We start from the raw sequence: 15,868 nt of genomic DNA, 5'->3' as shown, positions 1-15,868 counted from the left end.
GATCGCCATTCAGGGCGATCGGTCAGTCGACCTTGAACAACCGTAGCGGCGAGTTGCGTGGCAGCGGCAGCGGCGTCAGCCACGTCGGCGTCTGGCCATGGGCGAGCTGGTCGTAGAAGCCGCCGGGATCGCGCGCGCGGTAATTGGTCGATTCCGAATGGTTGGGGCAGACGAGCAGCAGCGTCGCGCCGTGGCGGCTGATGATGGCATGCGCCTGATCCGCAGTCCCGCCGAATGCGTGCTGCACGTCGAGGATGGCGTCGCCGTTGCGGTGATAGGGACCGGCGATGGCATTGTGGTGTGTCACGGTGATGAGCCGTGGCCCCAGATCGACGAAGGTGAAGATCGTCTGCGCCGGATAGTGATCGAGCGCCTTCAGCACCGTGTAGCGGACGCAATTGCCCGTCGCGCCATTGACCCGCTTGGTATAGGCGTTCGGCCGCGCGACCGGCAGATATTTGATGATCAGCCCGGCGAACATCCCGCTGACCAGCAGGAACGCCGCGACGGTGCCGCCGACGCGCACGGGCAGCGAACGGTGGTTGAGCAGCCACGGCAGGATGATCCAGCCGAGCAGGGTCGCGCCCGGCACCGCAAGCAGCTGCGCCGCCGGTCCGGCGCGCACCTGCCACAGCAGCATCAGCGTCGCGAAGACGACGAACAGCGCGACCGCGGTCCAGCCGATCAGTGCCGGCGTCCGGCGTGCGCGCCACGTTCCCCACAGCACGCCGATCACGCCCACGATCGGCAGCGCCGCGATCGGGAAGGCGAGACGGAAGGGGTGTTTGTAGATCGGCTTGGCTTCGCGGACGTTGTTCAGCCAGTTCTTCTCCAGCTCCGGCGACACGCCCTCGGGTCGGCCGAGGCATTGCGGGAAGAAATGGACGAAGCCCGCGACGATCACGCCGCCCGCGACCACCGCCATCGCGATGCGCAGCCCGCGCGATTCGGGGTTCGCCCATGCCATCAGCAGCAGCAGCGCCCCCGCCGCGACGCAGACGCTGAGCCACACCGGCGTCAGCGCGTCGCAGCGCATCGCATAATTGGCATTGGAGGCGAAGGCCGCGAACCCGAATGCAGCCCCGCCGCCGAGGCTGACCGCATAGGCGGCGAGCCGCCGCGCCTCCGCCCGGTCCCACACCCAGCGCAGCGCCAGGATCGCGCCGGCCATCGCGCAATAGGGCAGCATCTCGAGCCCGATCGACAGGCTGACCGCGCTGGCGAGACCGACCATCAGGCCCCCGCGGCGGTCGCGCTGGTCGCACAGGCCGGCGACGGTCAGGCTGAGCATCGCGAGCTGCCAGCCATGGTGATCGATGCGTTCGGGCAGGAACATCAGCATCGTCGCGGCGGTGCCGAGCAGGAAGACGATCGCCAGCGGCCACGCCAGGGGGTGGATCAGCCGCCGTACCGTGGCGCCGACGCCCAGCATCGTGATCGACAGCGGGATCAGCGGGGCGATGCCGCACGCCAGTCGCTCCGCCCAATAATTGCTGGTGAACAGGCGGAAGAGGAGGATGAGGCCGGCGATCGGCAGATCGACGATGCGGCTCCAATGGATGTTGAAGCCGACGGGCGGATTGAGGCGATAGTTGGTGAGGTCGTACCAGCCCTGCCCCGCCAGCCAGCTGCGCACCTGCATCAGCCGCATATTGTCGTCGGTGTCGCCCAGCGACAGCCAGCGCACGAGGTTCCAGTCGCTCCACACATACCAGGCCGCGACCGCGACCCAGGCGAGCAGCGTCAGCGCGATCCAGCGCCTGTCGAGCGTATCGGCCAGCCGACCGCGGGGGGGATTATACAAACTGGCGACCCTCGAATTGACCGTTTCGTTCCCGGCGCATTGCCTTTAGGGGCTGGCCGATGACGAGGGAAGCGCCTGCCCTGCTCGATATCCTGCAAGCCGACGACATGCGCGGCCAAATCCTGCGCTTCGGGATCACCGGCGGGCTGTCGACGCTGATCTATTCGGCGGTCTATCTGCCGCTGACACTGTGGGTCTTTGCGCGGGAGCATGCGGTCTATGCCGTGCCGCCCGCCTTTGCGGTGGCGGTGATATTCGGCTACGTCATGCACAGCCGCTGGAGCTTCAAGGGGCAGGGTGCCGAACGGCGCGGCCCCCGCCAGCAGCTTCAGTTCGTCGCGGTACAGGGCACCGGCATGGCCCTCAACGCGCTGGTGACGTGGATCGGCACGGCCGTGCTGGGGCTTCCCGGCTGGGCGCCGCTGCTGCCCGCGGTGGCGCTGGCCACCATCGTCACCTTCATCCTCAATCGCTGGTTGGTGTTCGCGTAACCTATGGACCGCATCGTCTACGACCGCATGGCCGCGCATGATTCCACCCATTGGTGGTATCGCGCGCGTCGCGACATCCTGAGCGACTATCTGGAGCGCTACGGCAACGTACCCAAGGGCGCGCGGATCCTGGAGATCGGCTGCGGCACCGGGCACAATCTGCCCATGCTCGGCCAGTTCGGCGAGGTCGACGCGATCGAGATCGATCCCGCCGCACGATCGATCGCGAGCGAGCGACTCGGCAAGCCGGTGGGCGATGCCCCCCTGCCCGACCTGCCCGGCGTGGCGAAGGGAACGTACGATCTGGTCGCGGTGCTCGATGTCGTCGAGCACATCGAGGACGATGTCGCCGCGCTGAAGGGCATGGCGAGCCTGTTGAAGCCCGGCGGCAAGATCCTGATCGCGGTGCCGGCGCACCAGTGGATGTGGAGCGCGCACGACGTGGTGAACCACCACCACCGCCGCTATTCCAAGGCCGGCCTGGTCAAGGCGATCGAGGCGGCGGGACTGAAGAGCCGGAAGCTCACCTATTTCAATTCGCTGCTGTTTCCGCTGGCGGCTGCGGCACGGATCGCGGGGCGTTTGACCGGCCGCGACGACAGCGACGATTCGCCGCCCGCCAAGCCGCTGAACGCGCTGTTCGAGGCGATCTTCCGGCTGGAACGCCATGCGGTCGGCCGCGTGCCGCTGACGCCGGGCGTGTCGATCGTGACGTTGGCGGAGCCGCGGTAGGATCACCCGGAGCAAACCGTCGCCCCAGCGAAGGCTGGGGCCTCGGGCGGCTCTTGCGCCGCGCCATCACGGGAGATCCCAGCCTTCGCTGGGATGACGTTTGTCCGGGAAGGGAAAGCAGCCTCCCGCCGGATCACTCCGCCGCCTTGCGCTCGTCGGCGACCTCGAACTCCGGCGAGGGCTCGGCGGCGTTGAAGCCGAGCGTCGAATGGCCCTTCACCGGGCCGGCGATGTCGGCGACGAGGTACAGCGGCCGCCGCTTCGATTCGATGTAGAGCCGGCCGAGATATTCGCCGATCATCCCCAGCACGAACATCTGCACCGCGCTGAGCACGGTCACGACGAGCATCGTCGACGTCCAGCCCTGCACCGGCGAGCCTTCGAAGAAGCCCCACAGGATGTAGACGAGCAACAGCAGCGACGCCGCCGCCAGGATCACCGAGGCGTGGCTGGCGAAGCGCAGGGGCGCGGTGGAGAAGCCGGTCACCGCGTCGAAGGCGAGGCGCACCATCTTGCCGAGCGGATAATTGGTCTCGCCGGCATGGCGCTCGGCGCGGTCATAGGGGAATGGCACCTGGCGGAAGCCGACCCAGGCAACCATGCCGCGGATGAAGCGCGCCTGTTCGGGCAGCGACAGCAGCGCATCGAGCGCGCGGCGGCTCATCAGGCGGAAGTCGCCGGTGTCCAAGGGGATCGGCGTGTCGGTGACGCGGTCGAGCACGCGGTAGAAAGCGGCGGCGGTCGCTTTCTTGAAGATCGTCTCGCCATCGCGCTTGCGGCGCACCGCATAGACGACGTCCGCCTTTTGCGCCGCCATCGTGGCGCGCATCTCGGCAAGCAGTTCGGGCGGGTCCTGCAGATCGGCGTCGATGATGAGGATCTGCTCGCCCGAACACAGGTCGAGCCCCGCAGTGAGCGCAAGCTGATGGCCGTGGTTGCGCGACAGGTTGATCGCGACGACGCGCGGGTCGGCCGCGGACAGGCGCTGCATCACCGGCCAGCTGTCGTCGCGGCTGCCGTCGTTGATCAGGACGATCTCGTGATCGTCGCCCACCGCCGCCCGTGCCGCGGCGGAGACGCGCGCGTGCAGCAGCTCGAGGCACGCGGCCTCATTGTAGCAGGGAATGACGACGGACAGCGCGGGACGGTACATAACGCTCCGTCTGTAACGGGTCCGGCCCCCGTCATCCATACGTATCGTGTGGGTGAAGGCACGCCACGTACCGTCACCCCGGGCTTGACCCGGGGTCCCGCTTCTTCGTCAGCGCTGGGTAGAAGCGGGACCCCGGCTCTGCGGCCGGGGTGACGGAGGGAGGTTCGCTCAGGCGTAGTCGCGCAGTTCGTCGCCGGTGATGTGGACGACGTGGAGCACGTTGGTCGACCCCGGCGTGCGGAAGGGCACGCCCGCCATCACGATCACGCGGTCACCCGCATGCGCGATGCCGGTGCGCAGCGCCATGCGCTTCGCCTTGCCGACCATGTCCTCGAACGATTCGACGTCGCGGGTGTGGACGGCATGCGTCCCCCACAGCAGGCCGAGCCGGCGCGCGGTGTCGCGGTTGGGGGTCAGCACCAGCAACGGCACCGACGGCCGCTCTCGCGCGATGCGGCGCGCGGTCGAGCCCGAGGTGGTGAAGCAGATGATCGCGGTCGCCGACACGGTCTTGGCGATCTGCTTGGCCGCTTCCGCCAGCGCGTCGGCGGTCGTCGGATCGGGGCGCATCACGGTGAAGTGGACGCGGTCGCCGTGCATCGGATCACTTTCGACCGAGACGCCGATCGAGTTCATCATCGCGACCGATTCGACCGGCCACTGGCCCGCGGCGCTTTCCGCCGACAGCATGATCGCATCGGCGCCGTCATAGATCGCGGTGGCGACGTCGGACACTTCGGCGCGGGTCGGCGACGGGCTCTGGATCATCGATTCAAGCATCTGCGTCGCGACGACGACCGGGCGGCCGAGGCGGCGCGCGGTTTCGACGATGCGCTTCTGCAACGGCGGCACCGACTGCGGCGGCAGTTCGACGCCCAAATCGCCGCGCGCGACCATGACGCCGTCGCACGCCTCGACGATCTCTTCGAGCCGGTCGATCGCCTGCGGCTTTTCGATCTTGGCAAGCAGCGCGGCCTTGCCGCCGATCAGCTTGCGCGCCTCCCACAGATCCTCGGGCCGCTGCACGAAGCTCAAGGCGATCCAGTCGACGCCCTGATCGACCGCGAAGGCGAGATCGCTGCGATCCTTTTCAGTCAGCGCCGCCATCGGCAGCACGACGTCGGGGACGTTCAGCCCCTTGTTGTTCGACAACGGGCCGCCGACCTCGACGACCGTCGTGATCCGGTCGGAATCATGGTCGGTGACGCGCAGCACCAGCTTGCCGTCGTCGAGCAGCAGACGCGCGCCCGGCTCGATCGCTTCGAAGATTTCCTTGTGCGGCAGTTCCACGCGGGTCGCATCGCCCGGCGTGGGATCGCGATCGAGCACGAAGGTGCTGTTATGCTCCAGCACGGTCCGGCCGCCGTCGAACTTGCCGACGCGCAGCTTGGGACCCTGCAGATCGGCGAGGATCGTCGTCGGGCGGCCGAACTCCTTTTCGAGCGCACGGATCGCCTCGATCACGGCAACCTTGGACTGCTGGTCGCCGTGGCTCATATTGACGCGGAACGCGTCCGCGCCCGCCTGGAACAGCGTGGCGATCATCTCGGGGGAATTGCTCGCCGGACCGAGAGTCGCGAGGACGCGGACCTTCCTCGATCGGGGCGCGATGGCAGTGGTCATGAAACAGGCTCCTGGGGAATGGCCGCGCTTCCCTCTAATCCCTATCTACCCGCGATCAACCTATCGGAGACGCCCGTGACCGACAAACTCGATTCGCTGCCCGATGCGGTCGCCGCGCAGGCGTTCCGTCGCCTCGTTCGCCACCTGCGCCACCGCACCGACGCGCAGAACATCGACCTGATGGGGCTGGCCGGATTCTGCCGCAACTGCCTGTCGGACTGGATCGAGGAAGCGGGCGGGCTGGACAAGGCGACCGCGCGCGAGACGATCTACGGCATGCCGCAGGCCGAATGGAAGGCGCGCTACCAGACCGAGGCGACGCCCGAACAGCTTGCGCGGATGGACGAGAGCATGACGCGCAATCCCCCCGCCGACGCCACCAAGGATGCGGCCCTCGACGAAGCGCTGGACGAGAGCTTTCCCGCATCCGATCCGCCCGCGATGACCGAGCCCGGGCGGGGTTGAGGGCCGGGCTTGAGCGCAAACCGGTTAACGCCTAGACGCACCCCCCTGCCGGCCCGGCGCCGGCATCCTTTTCACGCGAATCAGAAGGGCCACGGGCGACCCGTGGCGGGTGGGACATATGGACGAACGGCAAGAAGGCATGGGCGGCGGCCAGGTCGCGGCGGATGAACTGCGCCTGCTGATCGAACGCGCCGAGCGACTCGAGGAAGAGAAGAAGGGCATCGCCGACGACATCAAGGACGTGATGGCCGAAGCCAAGGGCCGCGGCTACGATCCCAAGGCGATCCGCAAGATCCTCTCCATCCGCAAGAAGAAGAAGGAAGAGTATCAGGAAGAGGAAGCTATCCTCGAGGTGTATATGCAGGCGCTGGGCATGATCTGATCTGCGAATTGCAGGTCACGATTTCCTAAGACGTCGATACGCATCATGAGGGATGCAGAATCTGTCCGCATTCCTCGTCCCCGCCCTGTTGTCCCTTGCGGCGATCAACCTGATGACGGTGCTCGCCTTCGCCCATGACAAGGCGCGCGCCGCATCGGGCGGCTGGCGGGTGCGCGAATCGACCCTGCTCGGTTTAGCGCTGTTCGGCGGATCGCCGGGCGCGCTCTGGGCGCGGCGACGGTTTCGCCACAAGACGCGCAAGCAGCCGTTCGCAACGCAGCTCGACCTGATCGCCATGGTCCATGCGGGCCTTGCGATCGGCCTGGCGACGCTGCTGTTCTGACGCCCCGCTTGACCCACGCCGCCGCACCGTATTAGCCATATACATCACACGGGCGAAGGGCGGGGCATATGACGATCGGATGGGCAATGGCGATGCTGGCAGCGGCGACGCCCGCGGCCCGCGCCCCCGATGCGGCAGCGATCGAACGGCTGGTCGAGCGCTTCAACACCGCCCGCACGAACTTCGACGCAGCGGCGCTCGCCGATACGCTCGCCCCCGAGTATCAGGAGATTTCCCCGGTCGGCGACGTCGACGATCGGGCGAAGGTGCTCGGCTTCTACCGGCCCGAGGATCGCCGGCCGGCGCCGCCGATGCAGGGCAGCGAACGGCAGATCCTTGTACGCGGCGCGACGGGCATCGAGACCGAACGGCGGACGATCACCATGACACGTCCCGACGGCACGACGGTCACCCGTTCGATTCGCGTCCGCTATGTCGCGATGCGTGCGCCGAACGGATGGAAGCTCATATCGGCGCAGTACACGCCGATCCCGCCGGCGAAATAGCGGCGCCTAGGCCGCCTCGCTCGCCGCGGTCGTCCAGCCCAGACGCGGGATGGTGATCGAGCGCTTGCCGGACAGGTCGACGCGGGCGACGATCAGCTCGCGGCTCTCGATATAGCCGATCAGGCGGCGCACCCGGCCCAGCGAGCTAGTGCCGTAGGTTTCGGCCAATGCCACGTCCGACGGACATGGCTCGCCGGCCCGTGCCGCGCGCGCGATCAACAGGAAAGCGCCGATCATGTCGTCGGGCAAGGTGTTGGCCAGCTCCATCGCCTCCGCCCAGTCGGGATCGGTGACGTCGAAGATGCCGGCGCGCGCCGCGGACAATCGCCGGGTGAAGCCGGGCAGGTCGAGCGGCGGCTTGGCGAGGCCGGCCATGCGGCAGCGGACCTGGAAATCCTGGAACAGCACCGAAGGCGGGCGCAGCGCCGAATCGCGATCGGCGACGATCGCTTCGAGGACGCTGGCATAGATCGCCTCGACCTCAACGTCCGACTTGTCCGGCAGCGGCGCGAGCGTCGCGGCGGCGGCGGGGCGCTCGATCGTGTCGAGCAGTTCGTCGGTGGGCACGCGACGCGGGCGCGGATCGAAACTCATCGGCAGCTGCGGCGCCTCTTCGGGTGGGGGCGCGAAGATCAATTCCTGCAGGTTCTCGACCGGCGCGCTGGGCAGCGGCGTCAGCTTCGGGCTGCCGCTGCGCGCGGAGGTGGCGACCGCGCCGATCTTCACCGTGATCGGCCGGCGCGACACCGCGGGGCCGAGCGCCAGGAAGGTGCCGCGCGCGAGATCGCGGATGCCGTCCGCCTGCCGCCGCTCCATGCCGAGCAGATCGGCGGCGCGCGCCATGTCGATGTCGAGGAAGGTGCGGCCCATCAGGAAGTTGGACGCTTCGGCGGCGACGTTCTTGGCGAGCTTGGCGAGGCGCTGCGTCGCGATCACGCCGGCAAGGCCGCGCTTGCGGCCGCGGCACATCAGGTTGGTCATCGCCGACAGCGACGCGCGGCGCACCTCTTCGGCGACCTCGCCGCCCGTCGTCGGCGCGAACAATTGCGCCTCGTCGACGACGACCAGCGCCGGATACCAATGTTCGCGCGGGGCATCGAACAGCGCCGACAGGAAGGCGGCGGCGCAGCGCATCTGCCCCTCCGCCTCGAGGCCTTCCAGGCTCAGCACGACGCTGGCGCGGTGTTCGCGCAGGCGGGTGGCGATGCGCGCGATTTCCGGCACCGAATAGTCCGCCGCCTCGATCACCACATGGCCGTAGGGGCCGGCGAGCGTGACGAAATCGCCCTCGGGGTCGATCACCACCTGCTGGACCTGCCCCGCCGATCCTTCGAGCAGGCGGCGCAGCAGATGCGACTTGCCCGACCCGGAATTGCCCTGGACGAGCAATCGGGTGGCGAGGAGTTCTTCGAGGTCCATGGTCACGGGCGCGCCGCGCTCGTCGGCTCCCATGTCTACGCTGACGGTCATTGTGGCTGCCGTTTGGCCGATCCGGGGGGCATCGGGCAAGCGGTTTGCGCCCGGTTGCCCCATGGCGACCGGGCCAGTACGGGCCGATCCGATTCCGCTATCCCTGCGCGAGGACGCCCATCATGGCCCAGATCCCGTTCGCCGACCTCGCCCTGCGGCTGCTGCGCAAGCCCGCACACGCGCTCGATGCCGAAGAACGGCGCGTTCTCGACAGTATCGAAAGCGGCACTCTGGTCAGTCGCGACGCCGCCGACGAGGCCGATGCCCGCGCCAGCGTCGGCGACCGGCTGGCCGACAAGGTCGCGGCGATCGGCGGGTCCTGGGGCTTCATCATCAGCTTCACCGTCGTGCTGCTCGGCTGGATGCTGCTCAATTCGGACGTGCTCGCGCATTTCGGTGCGGCGTTCGACCCCTATCCCTATATCTTCCTCAACCTGATGCTCTCGACGCTCGCCGCGATCCAGGCACCGGTCATCATGATGAGCCAGAACCGCCAGGCGGCGAAGGACCGGCTGGCCGCCAGCCTGGACTATGAGACCAATTTGCGTGCGGAGCTCGACATCCTGCGCCTGCACGAAAAGCTGGACGGCGTGATCCTCGATCGCCTGACGGCGCTGGAGGAAAAGATCGACAGGCTGGCGAATGCGGCGTCCGCGGCGTAAGGGCACGGGATTATCCGCTAGAGGCATCCATGGCAGGCCATTCCAAGTTCAAGAACATCATGCACCGCAAGGGCGCGCAGGATAAGAAGCGCTCGGGCATGTTTTCCAAGCTCAGCCGCGAAATCACCGTGGCGGCGAAGATGGGTCTGCCCGACCCCGACATGAACCCGCGCCTGCGCGCCGCGGTGAACGCCGCCAAGGCGCAGTCGATGCCCAAGGACAATATCCAGCGCGCGATCGACAAGGCGTCGAAGGGCGATACCGAAAATTACGAGGAAATCCGATACGAGGGCTTCGGCCCCGGCGGCGTCAGCCTGATCATCGAGGCGCTGTCTGACAACCGCAACCGCACCGCGACCAACGTGCGCACCGCGGTATCGAAGAACGGCGGCAACCTGGGCGCGAGCGGTTCGGTGAGCCATGCGTTCGATCGCGTCGGACTGATCAACTATCCCGCGAGTGCGGGCGACGCCGAAAAGGTGTTCGAGGCGGCGCTGGAAGCCGGCGCCGAGGACGTGACCTCGACCGAGGAAGGCCACGAAATCTGGACCGCGCAGGCCGATCTGCACGAAGTCGCCAAGGCGCTGGAGCCGGTGCTCGGCGAAGCGGAAGGCGCGAAGCTCGCCTGGCGCCCGCAGACGATGGTCGCCGTGACCGAAGCCGACGCCGCGACGCTGTTCAAGCTGATCGACGCGCTCGACGACGACGACGACGTGCAGACCGTGTGGGGCAATTACGAAGTGTCCGACGAGGTGATGGAGAAGCTGGGCTAATGATCCGGTCCTCCCTCGCTTTAGCGGGGGAGGGGGACCGCTCGCCGGAGGCGAGTGGTGGAGGGGGGCCGCCGTGGAACGGCGGCTGCGCCGCCGCCCCCTCCACCATGCTACGCATGGTCCCCCTCCCCCGCTGCACGAGGGAGGAAGTGTTGTGATCATCCTCGGCCTCGATCCCGGTCTCGGCACGACGGGCTGGGGCGTCATCCATGCCGATGGCAACCGACTGCGGCATATTGCCAACGGCCAGATCAAGACCGATCCGTCGATGCCCTTGCCGCGCCGGCTGTCGAACCTGCATGCAGCGCTGGTCGACGTGATCCTTGCCGAGCGGCCCGACGGCGCGGCGGTGGAAGAGGTACTGGGCAACACCAATGCGCAGTCGACGCTGAAGCTGGGGCAGGCGCGCGGCGTCGTGCTGCTCGCCGCGGCAGGCGCGGGGCTGCATATCGGCGAATATCACCCCTCGACCGTCAAGAAGGCGGTGGTCGGTACGGGCGGCGCGGAAAAGCGGCAGATCCAGGCGATGATGGCCGTGCTGCTGCCGGGCGCGAAGCTTGCCGGACCCGACGCCGCCGACGCGCTGGCGGTGGCGATTACGCATGCGCATCATCTTGCCTCTGCCCAGGGTATGGCGCGCCGCGCTAAGGTAACCGCATGATAGCGCATCTGAAGGGCCGGCTCGATTCGACGGGCATCGATCATGCCGTGATCGACGTCGGCGGCGTCGGCTATCTCGTCGGCGCCTCGGCGCGTACGCTCGCGGCGATCGGCCCGGTCGGCGAGGCCGCGATGCTGCACACCGAGATGCTGGTCGCCGAGGATTCGATCCGCCTCGTCGGCTTCGCGCGGGCCGAAGAGCGCGACTGGTTCCGCCTGCTCACCGGCGTGCAGGGGGTGGGATCGCGCGTCGCGCTCGCCATCCTGTCGGCGCTGGATACGCAGGAGATCGCGCGTGCCGTGTCGGCGCAGGACAAGGCGATGGTCGCACGCGCGAACGGCGTCGGCCCGAAGCTTGCCGAACGAATCGTGCGCGAGCTGAAGGACAAGGTGGGAACGGTGGCTTTGGGCCCCGCCGCCGCGGCGCAGGTGGTGCCGGTCGGTGCCAGCGCGGATGCGGTGTCGGCGCTGCTCAACCTGGGCTTCCGCCCCGCCGAGGCCGCAAACGCGGTGGGTGCGGCGGAGGAGGATCTGGGACCGGGCGCAACGCTCGACGCGCTGGTGCGGCTGGCGCTGCGCAAGGCGGCGAAGTAACCCTTGCTGGACGGTCCCGGCGAATGGGACTATATCGGGAACATGGCACAGCTCCACGTCTCTCTGCCGGCTGATCTCGAGCGATATGTCGATGGCCGCGTATCGGCTGAAGGCTTTGCGAACCAGGCTGCCTATGTGCGTGATCTGATCGAGCGGGACCAGGATGCCTACGTGGCTGACGTACAGCGCGTGCAGGCCCTGATCGATGAGGGGATCGCATCGGGCATCATCGACCGCGAGCCGGAGGATGTGCTTCGCGAGATCATCGCGGAGATCACCGACCCGCATGGGTAAGCTGCGTATCAGCACGGCTGCGGTACAAGACCTCCGGCAAATTAGAGCGAACGGTATCCGCGATTATGGTATCGCCGCTTCGTCATCGTATATGGACGGCTTCGAACGTCTGTTTCGGGTGCTGTCGGGCAGCCCTCGCGCCGGAACGCCGCGTCCGGAGTTCGAGCCTGGGAACGTCCGCAGCCTGTCCTATCGCCCCCATCGTATCCTTTATCGCGTAATCGGCGACGATGTCGTCATCGACCGTATCATCCATCAAGCCCGCGACGTTCGCCGTGCGCTGCGAGATAAGCATTGACCGATAGCGACCGCCTCCTCACCGCCAGCCGCCGTCCGGAAGACGTGGATGCTGCGCTGCGCCCCAAGAGCCTCGACGATTTCGTCGGGCAGCAGGCGGCTCGCGAGAATTTGCGCGTGTTTATCGAGGCGGCGCGGGGGCGCGGCGATGCGCTGGACCATGTGCTGTTCTTCGGGCCACCGGGCCTCGGCAAGACGACGCTGGCGCAGATCATCGCGCGCGAGATGGGCGTGGGCTTCCGTGCGACCAGCGGCCCGGTGATCGCCAAGTCCGGCGACCTTGCCGCGCTGCTCACCAATCTCGAGGACGGCGACGTGCTGTTCATCGACGAGATCCACCGCCTGCAGCCCGCGGTCGAGGAGGTGCTGTACCCCGCGATGGAGGACCGCGCGCTCGATCTGATGATCGGCGAGGGGCCGTCGGCGCGTTCGGTGCGCATCGACCTGCCGCGCTTCACGCTCGTCGGCGCGACGACGCGACAGGGGCTGCTGACGACGCCGCTGCGCGACCGCTTCGGCATTCCCGTCCGCCTGCAATTCTATACGGTCGAGGAGCTGACCCGCGTGGTGACGCGCGCCGCCGGGCTGCTCGATCTGGCGATCGCGCCCGATGGCGCCACCGAAATCGCGCGGCGCGCGCGCGGGACGCCGCGGATCGCCGGGCGGCTACTACGCCGGGTGCGCGATTTTGCCAATGTCGCCGGCACGCCGACGGTCGATCGGATCGCCGCCGATCGCGCGCTCAACCGGCTGGAGGTGGATGCGCTGGGACTCGACGCGATGGACCGGCGCTACCTCCACATGATCGCCGACATCTATCGTGGCGGGCCGGTGGGCGTGGAGACGCTGGCCGCGGGTCTCAGCGAACCGCGCGACACGATCGAAGAGGTGATCGAGCCGTATCTGATCCAGCTCGGCCTCGTCGCCCGCACCGCGCGCGGGCGCGTGCTGAACGCGGGCGGGTGGAAGCATCTGGGGCTCAACCCGCCGGTAGGCAGTCAGGACGGGTTGTTCGATGCGCCGTAGCGGGTGATCAGCATCGCCGCGACCGTCACCCCAGCGCAGGCTGGGGTCTCTGGCGGTTCCTGACGCGCGCTATAACGGGGAGATCCCAGCTTGCGCTGGGATGACGGCGGGTTTCGCCACGATGGATCGGACCCAAGCCCTGCCACTGGCGGGGGAGGACTTTGATGCCGGCGCAAACACAATGTTGCGTGGCACCCGCCCGCGGCATCTGTTAGCCCTAGCGTCATGCCCAGCTCGGCCGTCGCCTCCGCCCGCGAAATCCTCACCCGCCTTCACGACGTCATGGCCGGGCGCAACCCGGCGCAGGCGAAGCTGAACGCCGTCGTCGGCATCATCGCCGAGGCGATGGATAGCGAGGTCTGTTCGATCTATCTGTTGCGCGAAGGCGTGCTGGAACTGTTCGCGACACGCGGGCTGGACCAGGCGGCGGTCCACGTCACCAAGCTGGCGCTGGGCGAAGGCCTGGTCGGCACGATCGCCGACGATGTCGAGGTGCTCAACCTCGACGAAGCCGCGAGCCACCCGGACTTCGCCTATAAGCCCGAGACGGGCGAGGAACGCTATCACAGCTTCGCCGGCGTCCCGATCATTCGGCGCGAACGCGCGGTGGGCGTGCTCGCGGTGCAGCACAGCGAGCAGCGCAAATATCAGGACGTCGAGATCGAGGCGTTGCAGACGGTCGCGATGGTGCTGTCCGAACTGATCGCCAATGCCGGGCTGATCGATACGGCGGCGGGCGCGAGCGGGCGCGAGAAGTCGACTGCGGCGATCCGCCTGCCGGGGCAGAAACTGGTCGAGGGCATGGGGTCGGGCTATGCCGTCTTCCACCAGCCGCGCATCGTCGTCGAACATACCGTCGCCGAGGACACCGACGCCGAGCGCCACCGCGTCTATGCCGCGTTCGACAAGATGCGCGAACAGATCGACCGGATGACGCGCGAGGCGGAGTTCGGCGTCGGCGGTGAGCATGAAGAGGTCCTGCAGACCTATAAGATGTTCGCCTATGATGAAGGCTGGGCCCGGCGGATCAACGAGGCGATCGACAGTGGCCTGACCGCAGAGGCCGCGATCGAGCGCGTGCAGCAGCGTACGCGTCAGCGCATGCGCCAGATCGACGATCCGCTGCTCGCCGATCGCATGCACGACCTGGAGGACCTGTCGAACCGGTTGCTGCGCATCGTGTCGGGCCAGATGGGCACCGCCGCGCAGCTGGGGCTGCGGCAGGACACGATCCTGATCGCGCGCAATCTGGGGCCGGCAGAGCTGCTGGAATATGACAAGCGCCGGTTGAAGGGCGTGGTGCTGGAGGAAGGGTCGCTGACCGCCCACGTCACGATCGTCGCGCGGGCGATGGGCGTGCCGGTGCTGGGCCGCGTACGCGACGTGCGCCGCCAGATCGCCGAGGGCGACCTGTTGCTGCTCGATTCGGTGGCGGGCAACGTGTTCGTCCGGCCGTCGGGCGGGATGGAAGAGGCGTTCGAGGCGAAGCTGGCGCTGCGCCAGAAGCGCAAGGCCGCCTTTGCCGCACTGCGCGACGTGCCGCCGGTGACGAAGGACGGGCATCGCATCACGCTGATGGTCAATGCCGGCCTGCGCGACGATGTCGCGGCGCTCGACACGACGGGGGCGGACGGCATCGGCCTGTTCCGTACCGAATTCCAGTTCCTTGTGTCCGCGACGCTGCCCCAGCGCGAACGCCAGCAGCGCCTGTACAAAGAGGTGATGGACGCCGCCGGGGATCGCCCGGTAATCTTCCGCACCGTCGATATCGGTGGCGACAAGGCGCTGCCCTATCTCAACAAGGCCGATGCCGACGAGGAAAACCCAGCGATGGGCTGGCGCGCCCTGCGCCTTGCGCTCGATCGCGACGGCCTGATGAAGGTGCAGGCGCGCGCGCTGATCGAGGCGGCGTCAGGCCGCACGCTCAACGTCATGTTCCCGATGGTCAGCGAGGCCTGGGAGTTCGCCGAAGCGAAGGCGCTGTTCGAGGCGCAGCGCCAATGGCTGGGTGCACGCGGCCGCCGGCTGCCGACCGGCATCCGCTATGGCGCGATGCTGGAAGTGCCTGCGCTTGCCGAGCAGCTCGACCTGCTGCTGCCCGATCTCGACTTCCTGTCGGTCGGCACCAACGACCTGACGCAATTCCTGTTCGCCGCCGATCGCGCCAACCCGCGGCTTGCCGAACGCTACGACTGGCTGAGCCCGTCGATCCTGCGATTCCTGTCGCGGGTCGTCGGACCGTGCCGCGAGGCGGGCGTTGACCTGGGCGTGTGCGGCGAGATGGGCGGGCGGCCGGTGGAGGCGATGGCGCTGATCGGCCTGGGCATCAATCGCCTGTCGATCACCCCCGCCGCGATCGGCCCGATCAAGGCGATGGTGCGCAGCCTGGACTATGACGCGGTCCGCACGTTCGTGACCGAGCTGATCGCCCGGCCGCCGCGCGACATGCGCGCCGCGCTAAGTGATTGGGCGGCCTCGCAAGGCGTCGACATGGCCTGAAACCTCGCCGAATAGGGTTTCGGGCGCGTTGACTTGCAGCAGTCCATCGGGGAATGTCCCGCCCGTCAGCGATCCGCAAACGCCCCTCCCCCGG

The 15,868-nt window shown here is 67.9% G+C and carries 18 protein-coding genes; 14 read left to right on the top strand and 4 right to left on the bottom strand.

What is annotated here, in order from left to right:
• Positions 1–22 precede the first annotated feature (22 nt).
• Positions 23–1,804, bottom strand: a complete 1,782-nt coding sequence (locus ACGVWT_RS08740; RefSeq protein WP_315460886.1) for an AcrB/AcrD/AcrF family protein — start codon at positions 1,802–1,804, stop codon at positions 23–25.
• 59 nt (positions 1,805–1,863) lie between these two features.
• Between ACGVWT_RS08740 and ACGVWT_RS08735 the strand changes: the two genes are divergently transcribed.
• The gene (locus ACGVWT_RS08735) at positions 1,864–2,295 is read left to right on the top strand and encodes a GtrA family protein (RefSeq protein ID WP_116460248.1); all 432 of its coding nucleotides are present in this window, start codon (positions 1,864–1,866) and stop codon (positions 2,293–2,295) included.
• Between the two features lie 3 nt (positions 2,296–2,298).
• Positions 2,299–3,027, top strand: coding sequence for a bifunctional 2-polyprenyl-6-hydroxyphenol methylase/3-demethylubiquinol 3-O-methyltransferase UbiG (locus ACGVWT_RS08730; protein WP_315460887.1), 729 nt, complete (start codon positions 2,299–2,301; stop codon positions 3,025–3,027).
• Positions 3,028–3,160: 133 nt separating this feature from the next.
• On the opposite strand, the gene ACGVWT_RS08725 is transcribed toward ACGVWT_RS08730, so the two are convergent.
• Both ACGVWT_RS08725 and pyk read right to left on the bottom strand, forming a co-directional pair.
• Positions 3,161–4,180 (bottom strand): glycosyltransferase family 2 protein, encoded by a 1,020-nt coding sequence (locus ACGVWT_RS08725; RefSeq protein ID WP_315460888.1) that lies wholly within the window; start codon positions 4,178–4,180, stop codon positions 3,161–3,163.
• Between the two features lie 168 nt (positions 4,181–4,348).
• Positions 4,349–5,803: a pyruvate kinase gene (gene pyk / locus ACGVWT_RS08720; protein ID WP_017980423.1), complete on the bottom strand. Its 1,455-nt coding sequence runs from the start codon at positions 5,801–5,803 to the stop codon at positions 4,349–4,351.
• A 75-nt stretch (positions 5,804–5,878) separates the two neighbouring features.
• Between pyk and ACGVWT_RS08715 the strand changes: the two genes are divergently transcribed.
• The 4 genes from ACGVWT_RS08715 to ACGVWT_RS08700 all read left to right on the top strand — a co-directional run bounded on the left by ACGVWT_RS08715 (position 5,879) and on the right by ACGVWT_RS08700 (position 7,499).
• Positions 5,879–6,268, top strand: coding sequence for a DUF1244 domain-containing protein (locus ACGVWT_RS08715; protein WP_063689793.1), 390 nt, complete (start codon positions 5,879–5,881; stop codon positions 6,266–6,268).
• A gap of 118 nt (positions 6,269–6,386) precedes the next feature.
• A complete protein-coding gene (locus ACGVWT_RS08710) occupies positions 6,387–6,650 on the top strand; it encodes a DUF2312 domain-containing protein (RefSeq protein WP_063686914.1) in 264 nt (87 codons plus the stop codon).
• A gap of 52 nt (positions 6,651–6,702) precedes the next feature.
• Positions 6,703–6,993 (top strand): DUF1294 domain-containing protein, encoded by a 291-nt coding sequence (locus tag ACGVWT_RS08705; protein ID WP_315460889.1) that lies wholly within the window; start codon positions 6,703–6,705, stop codon positions 6,991–6,993.
• Positions 6,994–7,061: 68 nt separating this feature from the next.
• Positions 7,062–7,499, top strand: a complete 438-nt coding sequence (locus tag ACGVWT_RS08700) for a nuclear transport factor 2 family protein (protein ID WP_315460890.1) — start codon at positions 7,062–7,064, stop codon at positions 7,497–7,499.
• Between the two features lie 6 nt (positions 7,500–7,505).
• On the opposite strand, the gene ACGVWT_RS08695 is transcribed toward ACGVWT_RS08700, so the two are convergent.
• Positions 7,506–8,969, bottom strand: coding sequence for an ATP-binding protein (locus ACGVWT_RS08695; protein WP_315460891.1), 1,464 nt, complete (start codon positions 8,967–8,969; stop codon positions 7,506–7,508).
• A gap of 122 nt (positions 8,970–9,091) precedes the next feature.
• Between ACGVWT_RS08695 and ACGVWT_RS08690 the strand changes: the two genes are divergently transcribed.
• From ACGVWT_RS08690 to ptsP, 8 genes are all read left to right on the top strand, one after another.
• Entirely contained in the window at positions 9,092–9,631 is a 540-nt protein-coding gene (locus tag ACGVWT_RS08690) for a DUF1003 domain-containing protein (RefSeq protein ID WP_116460241.1), read from the top strand.
• A gap of 29 nt (positions 9,632–9,660) precedes the next feature.
• Positions 9,661–10,404, top strand: coding sequence for a YebC/PmpR family DNA-binding transcriptional regulator (locus tag ACGVWT_RS08685; protein WP_017980430.1), 744 nt, complete (start codon positions 9,661–9,663; stop codon positions 10,402–10,404).
• A 154-nt stretch (positions 10,405–10,558) separates the two neighbouring features.
• Positions 10,559–11,065: a crossover junction endodeoxyribonuclease RuvC gene (gene ruvC, locus ACGVWT_RS08680; RefSeq protein WP_315460893.1), complete on the top strand. Its 507-nt coding sequence runs from the start codon at positions 10,559–10,561 to the stop codon at positions 11,063–11,065.
• Positions 11,062–11,658 carry a Holliday junction branch migration protein RuvA gene (ruvA, locus tag ACGVWT_RS08675; RefSeq protein ID WP_017980432.1) on the top strand — a complete coding sequence of 199 codons (597 nt, stop codon included), beginning with the start codon at positions 11,062–11,064 and terminating at the stop codon, positions 11,656–11,658. Before ruvC ends, ruvA begins: the two co-directional genes overlap by 4 nt.
• A gap of 42 nt (positions 11,659–11,700) precedes the next feature.
• Positions 11,701–11,952 carry a type II toxin-antitoxin system ParD family antitoxin gene (locus ACGVWT_RS08670; RefSeq protein ID WP_315460894.1) on the top strand — a complete coding sequence of 84 codons (252 nt, stop codon included), beginning with the start codon at positions 11,701–11,703 and terminating at the stop codon, positions 11,950–11,952.
• Entirely contained in the window at positions 11,945–12,250 is a 306-nt protein-coding gene (locus tag ACGVWT_RS08665; RefSeq protein ID WP_315460895.1) for a type II toxin-antitoxin system RelE/ParE family toxin, read from the top strand. Before ACGVWT_RS08670 ends, ACGVWT_RS08665 begins: the two co-directional genes overlap by 8 nt.
• Complete coding sequence (ruvB, locus tag ACGVWT_RS08660) at positions 12,247–13,275, top strand: Holliday junction branch migration DNA helicase RuvB (RefSeq protein ID WP_315460896.1); 1,029 nt, start codon at positions 12,247–12,249, stop codon at positions 13,273–13,275. Before ACGVWT_RS08665 ends, ruvB begins: the two co-directional genes overlap by 4 nt.
• Positions 13,276–13,500: 225 nt before the next feature.
• Positions 13,501–15,774 carry a phosphoenolpyruvate--protein phosphotransferase gene (gene ptsP / locus ACGVWT_RS08655; protein WP_116460236.1) on the top strand — a complete coding sequence of 758 codons (2,274 nt, stop codon included), beginning with the start codon at positions 13,501–13,503 and terminating at the stop codon, positions 15,772–15,774.
• Positions 15,775–15,868: the final 94 nt, after the last annotated feature.

Source organism: Sphingomonas sp. S6 (genome assembly GCF_043498045.1).
Lineage (GTDB): Bacteria > Pseudomonadota > Alphaproteobacteria > Sphingomonadales > Sphingomonadaceae > Sphingomonas.
Note: the sequence above shows the minus strand (reverse complement) of the source record. Positions and strands in the feature narration are given on the sequence as shown.

Bases quoted from the DNA above. Each gene is read 5' to 3' on its own strand.
- ACGVWT_RS08685 (WP_017980430.1), top strand. From the start codon at position 9,661: ATGGCAGGCCATTCCAAGTTCAAGAACATCATGCACCGCAAGGGCGCG.
- ACGVWT_RS08700 (WP_315460890.1), top strand. From the start codon at position 7,062: ATGACGATCGGATGGGCAATGGCGATGCTGGCAGCGGCGACGCCCGCG.
- ACGVWT_RS08705 (WP_315460889.1), top strand. From the start codon at position 6,703: ATGCAGAATCTGTCCGCATTCCTCGTCCCCGCCCTGTTGTCCCTTGCG.
- ruvA (WP_017980432.1), top strand. From the start codon at position 11,062: ATGATAGCGCATCTGAAGGGCCGGCTCGATTCGACGGGCATCGATCAT.
- ACGVWT_RS08670 (WP_315460894.1), top strand. From the start codon at position 11,701: ATGGCACAGCTCCACGTCTCTCTGCCGGCTGATCTCGAGCGATATGTC.
- ACGVWT_RS08690 (WP_116460241.1), top strand. From the start codon at position 9,092: ATGGCCCAGATCCCGTTCGCCGACCTCGCCCTGCGGCTGCTGCGCAAG.
- ACGVWT_RS08730 (WP_315460887.1), top strand. From the start codon at position 2,299: ATGGACCGCATCGTCTACGACCGCATGGCCGCGCATGATTCCACCCAT.
- ACGVWT_RS08735 (WP_116460248.1), top strand. From the start codon at position 1,864: ATGACGAGGGAAGCGCCTGCCCTGCTCGATATCCTGCAAGCCGACGAC.
- pyk (WP_017980423.1), bottom strand. From the start codon at position 5,803: ATGACCACTGCCATCGCGCCCCGATCGAGGAAGGTCCGCGTCCTCGCG.
- ptsP (WP_116460236.1), top strand. From the start codon at position 13,501: ATGCCCAGCTCGGCCGTCGCCTCCGCCCGCGAAATCCTCACCCGCCTT.
- ACGVWT_RS08710 (WP_063686914.1), top strand. From the start codon at position 6,387: ATGGACGAACGGCAAGAAGGCATGGGCGGCGGCCAGGTCGCGGCGGAT.
- ACGVWT_RS08665 (WP_315460895.1), top strand. From the start codon at position 11,945: ATGGGTAAGCTGCGTATCAGCACGGCTGCGGTACAAGACCTCCGGCAA.
- ACGVWT_RS08695 (WP_315460891.1), bottom strand. From the start codon at position 8,969: ATGACCGTCAGCGTAGACATGGGAGCCGACGAGCGCGGCGCGCCCGTG.
- ACGVWT_RS08725 (WP_315460888.1), bottom strand. From the start codon at position 4,180: ATGTACCGTCCCGCGCTGTCCGTCGTCATTCCCTGCTACAATGAGGCC.